12 protein-coding genes and 1 other annotated feature are annotated in these 13,791 nt (G+C 59.5%); of the genes, 7 read left to right on the plus strand and 5 right to left on the minus strand.

Features of this window, described 5'->3' with window-relative positions; translation table 11 throughout:
• Positions 1-32 precede the first annotated feature (32 nt).
• The 6 genes from W930_RS0109040 (at position 33) to W930_RS0109075 (ending at position 7,499) form a co-directional block, all read left to right on the plus strand.
• Positions 33-1,352, plus strand: coding sequence for an ABC transporter substrate-binding protein (locus W930_RS0109040; protein ID WP_023594742.1), 1,320 nt, complete (start codon positions 33-35; stop codon positions 1,350-1,352).
• Positions 1,353-1,425: 73 nt separating this feature from the next.
• Complete coding sequence (locus W930_RS26735; RefSeq protein WP_158443185.1) at positions 1,426-2,244, plus strand: ABC transporter permease; 819 nt, start codon at positions 1,426-1,428, stop codon at positions 2,242-2,244.
• Positions 2,244-3,023, plus strand: a complete 780-nt coding sequence (locus tag W930_RS26740) for an ABC transporter ATP-binding protein (RefSeq protein ID WP_023594740.1) — start codon at positions 2,244-2,246, stop codon at positions 3,021-3,023. Before W930_RS26735 ends, W930_RS26740 begins: the two co-directional genes overlap by 1 nt.
• Positions 3,008-4,609, plus strand: a complete 1,602-nt coding sequence (locus W930_RS0109055; protein ID WP_023594739.1) for a GMC family oxidoreductase — start codon at positions 3,008-3,010, stop codon at positions 4,607-4,609. The genes W930_RS26740 and W930_RS0109055 overlap by 16 nt, the downstream gene beginning before the upstream one ends.
• 493 nt (positions 4,610-5,102) lie before the next feature.
• A protein-coding gene (locus W930_RS0109065; RefSeq protein ID WP_144347246.1) for an IS3 family transposase occupies positions 5,103-6,190 on the plus strand; the annotation gives its coding sequence in 2 pieces (ribosomal slippage) (positions 5,103-5,355 and positions 5,355-6,190; 1,089 coding nt in all).
• A gap of 71 nt (positions 6,191-6,261) precedes the next feature.
• Positions 6,262-7,499 (plus strand): IS3 family transposase gene (locus W930_RS0109075; protein WP_152552656.1). Its coding sequence is split into 2 segments (ribosomal slippage): positions 6,262-6,553 and positions 6,553-7,499, totalling 1,239 coding nucleotides; the frame shifts between segments, so codons are not numbered across the junction.
• Positions 6,543-6,659, plus strand: a sequence feature (AL1L pseudoknot). (Overlaps the previous gene by 117 nt.)
• Positions 7,500-7,595: 96 nt before the next feature.
• Here the strand turns inward: W930_RS0109075 and W930_RS30045 are convergent.
• Genes W930_RS30045 through W930_RS0109100 form a run of 5 tightly spaced genes read right to left on the minus strand, consistent with a single transcriptional unit; the run spans position 7,596 to position 10,839 of the window.
• Complete coding sequence (locus tag W930_RS30045) at positions 7,596-8,102, minus strand: hypothetical protein (protein ID WP_144347242.1); 507 nt, start codon at positions 8,100-8,102, stop codon at positions 7,596-7,598.
• Positions 8,103-8,123: 21 nt separating this feature from the next.
• A complete protein-coding gene (locus W930_RS31120) occupies positions 8,124-8,420 on the minus strand; it encodes an HNH endonuclease (RefSeq protein WP_369798646.1) in 297 nt (98 codons plus the stop codon).
• Entirely contained in the window at positions 8,398-8,943 is a 546-nt protein-coding gene (locus W930_RS30425) for an ATP-binding protein (protein ID WP_023594732.1), read from the minus strand. The genes W930_RS31120 and W930_RS30425 overlap by 23 nt, the downstream gene beginning before the upstream one ends.
• Positions 8,940-9,362, minus strand: a complete 423-nt coding sequence (locus tag W930_RS30050) for an ASCH domain-containing protein (RefSeq protein ID WP_025250417.1) — start codon at positions 9,360-9,362, stop codon at positions 8,940-8,942. The genes W930_RS30425 and W930_RS30050 overlap by 4 nt, the downstream gene beginning before the upstream one ends.
• Before the next feature lie 4 nt (positions 9,363-9,366).
• Positions 9,367-10,839, minus strand: coding sequence for a GNAT family N-acetyltransferase (locus W930_RS0109100; RefSeq protein ID WP_023594730.1), 1,473 nt, complete (start codon positions 10,837-10,839; stop codon positions 9,367-9,369).
• A gap of 1,078 nt (positions 10,840-11,917) precedes the next feature.
• On the opposite strand from W930_RS0109100, the gene W930_RS0109110 reads away from it, so the two are divergent.
• A complete protein-coding gene (locus W930_RS0109110; RefSeq protein ID WP_023594728.1) occupies positions 11,918-12,883 on the plus strand; it encodes a DUF932 domain-containing protein in 966 nt (321 codons plus the stop codon).
• Positions 12,884-13,791 lie beyond the last annotated feature (908 nt).

The following is a 13,791-nucleotide window of genomic DNA, read 5'->3' on the forward strand; positions in this document are numbered from 1 at the left end:
GTCCACCGACGATCGGATAACAGGAGCATCAAATGAGCGATAAGCAAGTTTCGGATCCGACAGGCGAGATGTCACGCCGCCGCGTGTTGCAAGGTGTCGCTGCGATCGCAGGATCTTTGCTCCTCCCGAACGTGGTGCGGGCACAGGCGCCTCAATCCACCGAATGGGGATGGCCTCAGCCCTACTCGACCGTGGCGCCGAAATCGATTGAATGGCTCAAGTCCAAGGGCTGGTGGCCGCTGAAGGTGGCGTGGAATCCGCTGTGGTCAGACGGCAACGTCCTGATCTTCATCATTCGAAATTACGGACTTCTCAAAAAGCGCGGCATCGAAGCTGAGTTCCCCCAGATCCTCACGGCTGGCGTGATGAACGAGGCCTTCGTGCCCGGCAATCTACAGATCGCCCAGGCCGGCTCACTCGGGCTGCTGCGCGTCATCGACCTGAAAGTGCCGACGGCCGCCGTCGCGTGTTATCCGGCACAGCGACAGGCTTTCCTTGTGCCGCTCGATTCCCCCCTGAAGGGCTCGCTCGCGGAGCTCAAGGGGCAGAAGGTCCTGAAGCGGCCGGCGGTCGTCGGCGTGACGATTGGTAGCACGAACCACCTGGGCCTGCTCATCGCCGCCAAAACCCTTGGGCTCAAGGAAGGCGACGACTTCATCGTCAAGAACCTCGGCCCAGGTGACATCATCACGATGCCCAAGGGTGTTGACGTCGTCGGAATCTGGGAGCCCAATGTCCTGATGATGACGGACCAGCTCAAGAACGCTCGCGTGCTGGAGCCCATCGACCGCTACGAGATCTTCAACGGCTATTCCTATGTCCGCGGCGAACTCGAGACCGGTGCGCCCGACGTGATTCAGGCCTATTCGGACGCCCTGGTCGAAGCGCGGCTGATCGCAAGGCTAAGGCGGGATGCGGTGTTGAAAGAGCTGATCGCCGATCCAAGCCAACGCGGAAGGGATGCGGCGCTGATTCGCCGCGATGCCGAGATTCACGTTCTCAACCCGAAGCCTACGATCAACTACCCGTTCGAGCACACAAAGGGTTTCTGGACAGACCTGGAAGTGTTCCAGGCCGGAGTCATGAACGACTCCGGCATCCTGAAGCGCCGGTACACGGCCGCCGACATGGCCTCGGTCCTGCGCCCACGCTATATGGCGACGACGTTCGAAAAGTTGGGCTGGAACGTTCCGGCGACCCCGCCCTTCCTGCCGACAGGCTGGTCCGGTGTCGTTGGCAAGCCACCCTATCCGCCCTACGGGCTGATGTTCATGGGCCACCAGGAATTCCCCGGGGCTGGCGATCTGGCCCGGAAATGGAGCTTCGCCGGCAAGACCTACACCCCCTCCTAGCAAAATCGTGCCGAAGCAGGATCGACACAAAAATCGATCGCACGGTATGGAACACTCACCAATGCGAGATCTCATGAACAATTCCGGAAGAGTCGTCAGCGCTCCACCTATGCAGCGCAGCAACTCACGCGCCACACTAGCCTGGCTGGCGAATAGCGGGTTGCAGATGCTGCCGCTTGCAGTGCTTTTCATCATGTGGGAGATCGCCAGCCGGTTGAGTGCCAGCCTGGCGCTCATGCTACCGCCGCCTACTGCGGTGGTGAGCGCGGCATTCCAGCTCATTCGCGAAGGCAGCCTGCAGCGCGACATCCTGGACAGCCTCCGGCGCGTCTGCGTTGCGCTTGGATTTGCTACCGCGATTGGCCTTCCGCTTGGGCTGCTCATGGGCATGTCCAAGCGGGTCTCCTGGTTCTTCGAGCCGATCATCGACTTCTTCCGGCCGATACCGCCGCTCGCGTGGATTCCTTTGAGCATCGTCTGGCTGGGAGTGTCCGAGGCGCAGAACGAATTCATCATCTTTCTGGGTGCATTCTTTCCGATCCTGCTCAACAGCGTGCAGGGCGTGCGCCAGGTGGATGCCCAACTTGTGCGCGCGGCCAAGACGCTCGGCGCCTCCCCGCTTTGCATCGCCTTGACGGTGCTCATGCCCGGAGCGCTCCCCTCTATCTTCGTGGGCTTTCGGGTCGGCACCGGCATCGCGTGGATGGCGTTGGTGGCCGGCGAGATCGTCGCGGCCAGCTCCGGGCTGGGCTTCCTGATCATGCAGGGACGCCAGCTCTTCCGGCCGGATTTCATCATTGTCGGGATGGTCGTCATTGGATTGATCGGCCTCTCCCTCGATTTCACGCTGCGCATCGCGCAGAAGTGGATCATGCGTTGGGAGCAAATCTGATGGCCGCACAAGATTTCATTGACATCGAATCCGTCTCGAAACTGTTCGGGGCGAGTTCGCAGTGCATCACCGCTCTGCAGGACGTGACGCTTCGTTTCGGCAAGGGCGAATTCATCTGTCTGCTGGGTCCGAGCGGCTGCGGCAAGACGACCCTGCTCAACATGCTGGCCGGTTTCGAATTTCCGACTGCGGGACGGTTGCATGCGTTCGGCGAGCCGATCATGCGCCCGGGTGCCGATCGCACCATGATGTTCCAGGACTATGCCCTGTTCCCGTGGCTCACGGTAGCCCAGAACATCGAGTATGGACTCAAGCGCAAGGGCTGCAAGAAGCAGGAGCGAGACCGCATTTCCGCGCACTACATCAAGCTGATCGATCTGGTCGGGTTCGAACACAAGTATCCGCGGCAGCTCTCCGGTGGCATGAGGCAGCGCGTCGCCCTTGCGCGCGCGCTGGCCGTGCAGCCGAAGATGCTGCTAATGGACGAGCCCTTTGCTGCACTCGACTCCTTCACCCGCGAGCGCATGCAGGACGAACTCACCCGCGTATGGCAGGCCGAGCGCAAGGCCGTGGTGTTCGTCACGCACAGTATCGACGAAGCCATCAAGCTGGCGGACAAGATCGTCGTCATGTCGGCGCGACCCGGCCGCGTCAGCGGTGTCATCGAGATCGCGGATGCACGCCCGCGCGACCTGGACAGCCCTGAAAATATCGCAATCGCCAAGCAGATCCGCGACATCCTTCACTTCGCAGAGACTCCATCGTGTTCGATTACGTGATTGTCGGCGGCGGCTCAGCCGGCGCCGTTCTTGCCAGCCGTTTGACCGAGGATCCACATGTCAGCGTCCTGCTTCTGGAGGCGGGGCGAGGCAGCGGCGGCCTGTGGGTGCGTATTCCGCTCGGCGTCGCGAAGGTACTGGCCAATCCCGAGCTGCTGTGGAGCGTAACGACAGGACCCGAGCCCGGGCTCGATGGTGCCGGCGCTCCTTGGGTCAGCGGTAGGCTCCTGGGGGGGTCGAGTGCCGTGAACGGAATGGTCTTCGTGCGCGGCGCTCCCACCAAGTACGATGAGTGGGAGGCGAGCGGCTGCACCGGCTGGGGCGCCGATGACCTACAAGCCTACTTCCAGCGGCTGGAGAACTGCGAGTTCAGCAGCGGAACGCGACGCGGCCACAACGGTCCGGTGGGTGTGAGCCAGGTGGCACCGGATCCGATCTCCGACGCGTTCTTGGATGCCTGCGCCGCACGTGGCTACGGCCGCGCCAAAGACTACAACGAAGGGGGGCCCGATGGCTCCGCCTACCTGCAACTCTCTGCGCACCGTGGGCTGCGGCAGAGCGTTGCGCACACCTACCTGGCGCAGGCTCGCGGTCGTCCCAACCTCAAGATCTTGACGGGCGCCGTGGCACACCAGGTGCTGATCGAGCATGGGCGTGCTATCGGTATTCGGTATCGCACTGGTGGCCAGGTTCATGAGGCGCGGGCGTCTCGTGAGGTCATTCTCAGTGCGGGCGCCATCCGCTCCCCGCAACTGCTTGAGTTGTCGGGTATCGGGGATGCGGCCCACATCGAGAAGCTCGGCATCCCTGTCATTCGCAATCTGCCGGGAGTCGGCAGCAATCTGCAGGACCACCTGATGACACGCCTGACCTATGAGAGTGCCGTGCCAGGAACGGTCAACGACATGATGACGAACCGATGGTCGCTGGCGAAGTCCCTGTTGCGTTACGTGACCCGGCGCGATGGCATCTTTGCGACCTCCTCTTTGACCGCCACCGCCTTCGTCCGCAGCGAAGCGGAACTAGCACAGCCTGACCTGAGGATCCAGCTCGGACTGACCAGCAGCAGAAGCCGTCTGGTCACCCGCGGCGACTACGGGCTGGATCCCTATGCCGGTTTTCATATTGGTGCCTATCCGCTCTACCCCCGGTCGCGGGGTCACACGCACGCCCGCTCGCTGGACCCCACGATGGCGCCCGAAATCGTTGCCGGCTACCTGGTCGAGCCGGAGGATCGGCATACCGCGATCCGTGGCCTTGAACTGATACGCGAACTCGCGGACACGGCGCCTATGCGCAAGATGATCAAGCGTGAGATCCGGCCCGGTCCAGAGGCCAACACGCGAGAGCAGTTGCTCACCTTCATCAGGGCCACGGGCCACACCTGCTGGCACCCCGTGGGCACCTGCCGTATGGGCGACGATGAAGCTGCGGTGGTCGATGCTCAACTGCGCGTGCGCGGCATCGAAGGACTTCGCGTCGTCGATGCGTCGGTCATGCCTGCATTGCCGTCGAGCAATACCAACATTCCGACCATCATGGTGGCAGAGCGGGCGGCCGACCTGCTGCGTGCCGACGTGCTCTAGTCTCAGTCAGCCAGATCGCAGGCCGCCTTCGCGGCATATTGTACTTACCAGTCGGTACAGTGCGCTGTCTGAAGCACCTCGTGATTTGCGTGGCAAGTCAATACTTAAGGAGATAGGCACGACTCAGCGAAACTCGATCCGGCAGGCAGCCGGCGCTTGTGATATCTGCGCTCAGTCACCACTGGTAGGCGAATAGCGCAGCGACCGCAAGTACTCGACGGGATACTGGTTTGCCAGGATCGTCGCGTCCAAGGCGGACAAGATGGGCTGAAATCCGACGCTCCAGTGTGATATCTCCGCGGTTTACGTGGATGGCGTTGCTTGAAACGACACTGCTTCCTCGGTCGCCGTCGATGCCTGATGAAGCCTAATCCCAGCTTGCTTCAGCATCCATGCCTCGATCGTGTCGTGCCACTGATCTGCTCGGCTAAATCCGGACCAGCCGCGATGCGAGTTTTTTGGCAAACTGACCTTTTGCAGCAAGGGGTTTGTCATGAAGACGAAACGGTACGCGGTGGAGCAGATCGTAGAGATTTTGAAGCAAGCCGAGCTCGGGATGCCTGTGGCGGAGTTGATCCGCCAGGTGGGCATCTCCGAGCAGACGTTTTACCGATGGAAAAAGCTGTATTCGGGCCTGCAGACCGATCAGGTGCGCGAGCTCAAGCAACTGCAGGACGAGAATGCAAAACTGAAGAAACTGGTGGCTGAGCTTAGCCTAGATAAAGCCGTATTGCAGGACGTTCTGGCAAAAAAATTCCCCGGCCCGCGCTGAAGCGAGACGTGGTGCACTACGTGATGGACTACCACGGCTACAGTGAGCGGCGGGCCTGCCGTTTGGCACGACAGCATCGCTCGGTTCAGAAATATTGCAGTGTGCTCGATCCGCGCCATGCCTTGCGTCAGCGCATGCGAGACATCGCGCAAACCCGTGTGCGCTACGGTTACCGACGTATCCGCATCTTGCTCAATTGTGAGGGCTGGTGTGCGGGCAAGGACCTGGTCTATCGGCTGTATCGAGAGGAGGGTTTGGCACTGCGCAAGAAGACACCCCGTCGACGCAAGATGGCGGTGCAGCGACAAGCCCGCTATCGACCGATCAGGGTGAACCAGGCCTGGGCGCTCGATTTCGTGTCAGATCAGTTGAGCAATCAAAAGCGGATTCGGGCTTTAACGGTGGTCGACGTCTTCACCCGGGAAGCGCTGGCCATACGGGTTGATTATCGACTGCGTGCCGAGCATGTCGTCGACACCCTCAATCGGTTGGTGCTGCTGCGCGGCAAGCCTGCATGCGTATTCACCGACAACGGGGCTGAATTCACTGGACGATTGATGGATCTGTGGGCCTACCACCATGGCGTGCGGCTTGATTTCAGTCGACCGGGCAAGCCGACGGACAACGCCTATGTGGAGTCATTTAACGGCTCGTTGCGCGACGAATGTCTAAATACACATTGGTTAGACTCGATTGAGCATGCCCAGACGGCCATCGAGGCGTGGCGGATTGACTACAATGAGAGTCGGCCTCACATGGCTCTGGGCAATATCCCGCCTGCGGAATTTGCTTTACAGGCGGGCATTTGAAGGAGCCGTTCAGGCTCAAGGTGAATCGCCCCGGATTTGGAGGAGGCTCCAACTCTTGAGAAAATGGAGCCATGAACAAGAAATCGAGCAAGTTTTCCCCGGAAGTCCGGGAGCGCGCAGTGCGCCTGGTGCGCGAGCAGCGTAGCGAGCATCCTTCGCTGTGGGCGACGATCGAGTCGATTGCGCCGATGATCGGCTGCACGCCGCAAACACTGAATGATTGGGTCAGGCGCGGCGAGATCGATAATGGCGAACGTGCCGGCCTGACCACGAGCGAGCGTGAGCGCCTGAAGGCGCTGGAGCGCGAGAACAAGGAATTGCGCAAGACCAACGAGATTCTCAAACTGGCCAGCGCGTTTTTCGCCCAGGCGGAGCTCGACCGCCGCTTCAAGTCCTGAAGGCCTTCATCGATCAGCATCGCGACACCTTCGGGGTCGAGCCGATCTGCAAGGTCTTGCGGATTGCCCCGTCGGGTTACTGGCGCCATGCTGCCCAGCTTCGCGATCCATCGAAGCGCTGCGCCCGAGCAAAGCGTGATGACGTGCTGTGCCCGGAAATCCAGCGTGTCTGGCACGCCAACATGCGGGTCTACGGCGCAGACAAGGTCTGGAAACAGATGAATCGGGAGCAAATTAGGGTGGCCCGCTGCACGGTCGAAAGATTGATGCAGCGGCTGGGATTGCAAGGCGCGGTTCGCAGCAAACGGGTTCGCACGACGATTCCCGATGTCTCGGCCCCTCGCCCGCTGGACCGGGTCAATCGCCAATTCAAGGCCGACCGGCCGAATCAGCTCTGGGTTTCCGATTTCACCTACGTTTCAACATGGCAGGGCTGGCTGTACGTGGCGTTCGTCATCGACGTGTTTGCGCGGCGCATCGTTGGCTGGCGGGTGAGTCGTACCATGCGCACCGACTTCGTACTTGATGCGCTTGAACAGGCGCTGTACGCCCGCCAACCGGGCGGCGACGGGACGCTGATCCATCATTCCGACAGGGGATCGCAATATGTTTCCATTCGGTACACCGAGCGACTTGCCGAAGCGGGCATTGAGCCATCGGTCGGCAGCCGCGGCGACAGTTATGACAACGCCCTGGCGGAAACGATCAACGGCCTGTACAAAACCGAACTGATTCACCCACGCGCGCCTTGGAAAACAAGGGAATCCGTCGAGCTTGCAACTCTGGAATGGGTCGCTTGGTACAACCATCATCGGCTGATGGAACCGCTGGGCTATATCCCGCCAGCCGAGGCTGAGGCAGACTACTACGGGCAACTCAGAAATACTGCTGAAGCGCTTGCATTAACTTAAACCAACCGGCCTCCTCGAAAGCCGGGGCGATTCAGTTGCGGTCCTTGGCGCCTATGGATTCGGTGCACAAAACCCAATCGCACAACGCGTTACCAGTCAGCCTTCTGCGTTTGCCCGCCAAGCCTCGAAGCCATTGAGTGTAGGGCCACACATGTTGAGGACAAACTCTTCCCCAAAGAGCACCAAAGAAATGTAGACGGCATAGAGGTCGTTGGCTTTGTCAATTGCCCTCAGAAGCAGTTCATATTCGTGGAGAATCTCATGGTCTTCGTCGTCACCTGAGAAGACCGTATCTGGTGAGTACAACTGCCGTCGGGCGACGGGCCACTGGCGCGGTCCGCTTCCTCGGCGGACGAAATTCCTGAGCTCGTCAAGGGCTGGCTCGTCAACCACTTCTTCATGCGACTGGCCAGCTTGTAAGAGTCGAGATGCCAGTACTTCGAGACCGACCTTTCCGACAAAACGGGCAAGGACGCGTTCCTCAGGACAAATAGCTATTGGGAATACCAAGCTTCTTTGAGACCGCCCCAACAGCGTCTTGATGAACGGCGCTTCGTCAGCGTTTGGATGAGCGCCAACGCAGATGCCCGCTCCAGTGTCCACGTAAACCTGAATGCGCGTGCCTTACTCCAGATGAAAACCATCTAGCGGGACGACGTGTCCCCGCTTGTTCGGGATGACGGCGCTGAAACGGCGTTCCTTGAAGTATAGGGAGTCAAGGATCGGCTTCTCAACCTCGCGCGCCAAGTAGTTGTTGCAACCGTCGCAGACGATGCCAGGCTCGAGCACATGCTCAGTATTTCCGAAGGACTCAGGCACGATGTGCTCTCTGGACCGTGAGCTTGACGAGTCGGCTTTGCAAAAGAGGCAACGCAATTTTCTCTCCTTCGACCCTCGGCTATTGGCGAGAGACGCCCGCACCTTTCGATAGGCGCTTCAACCAAGTCTCTACCTCCTGGGTGGTTGGCGAATTGAGAGTCTTCAAGGGAATGCCCAACACCTCGGCTACCTCTGCGCTGTGGACTTCCTCGGCCTTGCTAAACTCGGCTAATTCTTCCTCAGCCCAGCTAGCGTCCTGCCTTGCATGCAGACGCTCGAGCAGGACTCGCACCGGACTGCGGATCAGTACGACAGCCGAGCACTCCAGTGCCCGGAACACGTCGATAGGCAGCTTTTCATGGATACCTGGTGCTCGTCGGAGCACGAAGTGGCCGTCTATCACGAGCGTCGCGCCACTTTCTCGGATGCGTCTGGCGGCCGAGATGAGCGCGACCTGGTTCTGGTCTACGTCGGATACCATCTTCGCGCCGTCCCACGTAGCCTGTCCGCGCTCATCTTTGATGAGTTGACTGGCGGTGGCGTGCACCAGCCCCAGCTTCTGACAGGCCGGTTTGGTGGCAAAGGTCTTCCCCGCGCCATGGACTCCTGCGACGAAGATGGTCATTCGGGTTCCTCGACAATGCCGAACTGCTTGCCGATTCGACGCAGTTCGGCTGCAGTCAAGTAGCGAAAGGACTGCGGCGGGCGAAACCCCCTGAATAGCGACTTCGGCCGAATCGGCTTCTCCGGACGGGTCATCTGGCCCAGCAAGATGCCATAGGCTTGGTCTTTGCCAACGAAATATTCCATCAGTTCCTGGCGTTCGAGACCCGGCCCGCGCGCGCGACATCTCGTCCAGACGGACGCAGGCGACCCGACAACCGCGCCCTCGATCTCGACGATGCCGACCAGGCACTGGACCGGAGAGCTGGAATAGACGACAGCCAAGCCAACATGCTCGGCCGCCCATGACCGACGAAACTCCACTTTTTTAGTCCCGGCGAGTATCTGCTCGGCAAACCTTGGCTTGACGGAAAGCAACACGGCTCTAGGCCCCTGCGGCCGCAAGCACTCTTGAAAACGCGTCATCGGAAATCTTGGTAATAGATTGAATGTTGCCAGCGACCACTCCGTCATCTAGAAGACGCTTGAGTGCGGCCGGTGCTGAGAAATGCTTTACAAGCCTAAAGAGGATGACCTTCGTTGGCCGAGTCGCCATCTCTTCAATCTCTTTGATGCTGTAAACGGTGCGTCTGCTGACCATGGCGGCGATGCTAGCCGCATCGCTAAGTACTGCAAACTGGTCCACGACGCCGAGCGAGGTAACTGCCTGCTCATCCTCTGACCTGTAGAACAGCAGCACGTCGCCTGGTTTGATTTGTTTCGATGCCGCATGGCAAAGGTAGGCCAGCTTGATTGCATTGCCCGCGCTCCCTCGGGGTGCAAAGAGCTGGGATTGAAGCGCCTGATAGTCGGGAAAAAGTATCCGATGGAATTCCTGCTGGATCGGTACCAGGAACTTCTGGACCTGATGCCCGCACCGGTAGTGGGGGTAGAAGCGTCGGACAAATTCGAGTGCAGAGAGTCCCGCTATATCTGGAGCGTTGATCGGGTGCTGCTTGACGAAGACCCGGTCCGCCCCATAGGAGCCGGCATCGTCAAAGCCGAAGTCAACAAGAAGGTTCACGAGGTAGGCATGCTTTTCCACATCGGCGTGGATGAATATATGTTCGCAGGCGTTCTCGGTCCCGTAGCGGAATGCGGCCTTCAGGAAGAGCTCGCCAATCTTGCGTCCACGGACGCTCTGGCCGACCTTGAATGTGCAGAGCTTCAGGGCCTTGCCGTCAAGGCGCTTGCCCTCGTTGGTAATGACCTCGTCGATCTGAACGTCGTACACGCAGATGGCGCCGAGTATGCCGGTCTCGTCCCGATAGACCCACGCCTTTCGGTTCTCTCTGGCCTTTTTTCGGAACCAATCATCGAAACCGGCATAACCCGCACGCAGGCTGTTGAAGAAGGCGCCCACAAGCTCTGGCGTCAAGCTGTGCAGTGGTACATCGTCGATGTTGGGCAGCGCGACATCAAACGGCTGATGCAGCCGCCGCAGCCAGTCTTCGGCGGTTTGGATGTTGTAGGTTCGGTAACCCAGACCGCGCGCTCGAGCTTTTGTCAGAAGCCTCTTGTCTTCCGTGACGAGCGCATGCGCCGCGTCGCACTCAAGGGCATATAGAATTTCGTTGTCGCAGGCGTCGTTCGGGCTCGTTGCCGGCGTGTTCCAGGGGCATTTAACGGGGCGATCTAGAGCTGGGTACCGGCGGACGTGCTCCAAATTCCTGGCGCGCCGACCACGGTCGGTGTCCCTTTCGAAGTCTTCGATGCTAGCGGGGTGATAGACCAGCTTGTGGCCGCCGACAAGAGCCAGCCGATGGAAATTTGCTAGGTTGTCACATAGGATGGCAAACGAGTCTTGCAGCGGTATTAGGACATTGGTGTCGAGTAGAAACGTAAGTTGCTTCGGCACAGATCTCCTCCCTGGAACCATGCGGATACCGGGCTCTGCGCGTTGGCCCTGATTCACCGCATTGGATGATTTTTATATTGATTCCTATTCGCCATCATACAGACTAGTCAAGCCGCTGGGGTCATCTCGCTAGTTCTTTGCCGCGCTCCACTCTTGGGCCTCCGCAGCCGCTCCAGGCTTTAGCCAAACAATCTTCAGCGCTTAGAGTAGACGCAGTTTGAACACTTGTGGCATCTTGATGACGATGCCAAATGATCAGCGGCGAACCAAACGAAACGTCTGCTGCCCGCGTCTCGCCAACAAGCGGACTTTGGTGGCAAACCAGAGGAACGACCGAAATCGCTTGTGGATTCAACCGGTCGCCGCCTCGCACACAAGGCCAACGTGAGGATTTTGACGACCGATGCCATAAATTATGGATCGAAGGTGCATACGAAAGGCTGGCCGGTCCACGTTAGCCGATCTCCCATAACGCTGAATTCACGGTCAACACAATAGTGGTCGCCGCCCCTAGCGCCTACGTAGGTGTTTTGCCCACGCTCTATGGAGTCGCGGAGCACTGTATTCAAGATTTTTTGGATCACATATCACCAAATTGAATGCGGGAAGCCGTTGCCGGAAACGCCCCTCCCCCGACCTTGACGTTCAATTTGGAGCCAAAATTATGAAGATCCAATGCCCGCGATGTCAGTCCGGACAATGCGAGTCACTTGATCGAGCTACAAAGATTGGCGGAACTGCCGGCGCAATTGCTGGTGCAGTGGGTGGCGCAGCAATGACACTCGCCGGCGCCGAGACTGGCGCATCGATCGGGCTGATCGCAGGCCCAGTCGGTGCATTGCTCGGCGGCCTTACTGGCGCAATTGTCGGATGCCTCATCGGCGGCACATCCGGGTGCGCAGCGGGTGCGGCCTTGGGCGAAGTCATTGACCAAAACGTGCTCGATAACCTGAAGTGTCTCGATTGCGGACACACATTTCACCCGCAATACCCCCTCTCCTAATCCTGCAGCTACCTCACCAACCAGCATAAAGCCCGGCCATGGCGCCGGGCTTTATGCATTTTCAGGGGCAATTTCATGCATCTCGTTCAATCGATGGCCTACATCAACGCAACGCCGTGGCACGGCTTGGGCAACCAACTCTCCCCCAATCAACCCATAGAAGTCTGGGCGGAACAAGCCGGTATGAACTGGCAAATCGATGCTGCGGACGTTCGCTTCATTGATGGTTCCACCGAATCCGGCTCCATTCTTACCTACCCGGACCAGAAGGTTCTCTACCGCTCTGACACGAAAGCACCTCTTTCCGTCGTATCGAAGCGCTATCAGGTCGTTCAACCCGGCGAGATCCTTGAGTTCTACCGAGATCTCACTGAGGTGGGTGGTTTCGAACTTGAAACGGCCGGTGTCCTCAAGGAAGGCCGCAAGTTCTGGGCACTTGCGCGCACTGGGCAAAGCACCACCCTCAAGGGTCGTGACGAAGTGAACGGCTACCTGCTGCTCGCGACCGCGTGTGACGGAACCCTCGCAACGACGGCCCAATTCACTTCAGTTCGAGTCGTGTGCAACAACACGCTTTCGATCGCATTGGAAGACGGCACCGGTGCGGTCAAAGTCGCCCACCGAAGCCAGTTCAATGCGCAAGCGGTCAAGCGACAGTTGGGCGTCGCCGTTTCTTCCTGGGAGATCTTCATGGCGAAGAGCAAGGCACTCGCAGGGCGGAAGGTGGATCAGGCTGCGGCGGAGAAATTCTTTAGCCGGGTCCTTACCTATGCGGTTTCAACGGCCAACGATCCGACCGGCGTGTCTCAAAACGACAGAGCCATTCGCAACGTGCTGGACCTGTTCAACGGAAGGGGCCGAGGGGCCGAGCTGGCATCTGCATCAGGCACGGCCTGGGGGATGGTCAATAGCATCACGGAGTTCGTTGATCACCACCGTCGCGCTCGCACGAACGACCATCGCCTGGACGCTGCCTGGTTCGGCGCTGGAGCGGCGATCAAGCAACGGGCCTGGGACGAAGCCATGAAACTGGTGGCGTGACACTATGAAAATCACCCATCTGCCCCCGAGGAGGCAAGTAGCCAGAATCCTCGCGAGCGCCGCCACGCTTGTCGCTCTGAGTCTCAGCATTGCAGCGGGATGGCAGCGCGGGGGCTTGATGTTCGAGCGATTGATCTGGATCGCCCTCGGAATCATCCTCGTGCTTGGAACTCACTGGCTACCAGCAATCAATCGCTCAATGCCGCGCTCGACCCGAGTCGCGTCACGGCTTCTTTGGGGCGGATGCATGTTGGCGACCTGCTACGGTCACGCCACGTTCTTCCTGTTGGCTCAGCGCCACGCAGGCATGGAGCGCGGTGCGTCCATCAGCGTGGTGCCAGTCGCCCAGACTGAAAGCTTGTCGAAGATATTGACCAGGCGCGCCGACATCGTTGATGCACTTGCCAGAAACGAGGCAAGACGATGCGGTCGTGACTGTGCGACGCTACTCGCTAGTCGCAGAGTCTTGGAGGCAAGACTGGCCGCCATCGACGCGGCCTCCGATGAAGCCCGCGCCCAACAGGAGATCTCCCAGCAAAACGATCGTCAGCGCCGCGCAGCAACAGAGGATCCGGTGACCAGTCGTCTTGCACCATGGCTAGGAGGCTCCGTAACGGTCGTGGATTTGGCGATCAGTTTGGCGGTCAGCGCAGTTCTGGAGTGGATTGCGTGTATTTCGTGGGTAGTGGCTCTTGCCTCTCGGGATGCAGGCCTTTCGGGCAAGCCCATCGACTCACTGGTCAGTCACGCAAGCGCCCTAGACGGATTCGGCTCGGAGTCGCACGACTCCGCGTTACTCGGCCACGAGTCACACCCCGAACCCGAGCCTCCCATCGTCGCGACTCAGACAACCACCAAACCAGACGATACGGCCCAGGTGCTGGAGGCAATTGCTGCTGGACACGTTA

The organism is Pandoraea sp. E26 (assembly GCF_000681415.1).
GTDB classification, from domain to species: Bacteria; Pseudomonadota; Gammaproteobacteria; order Burkholderiales; family Burkholderiaceae; genus Pandoraea; species Pandoraea pnomenusa.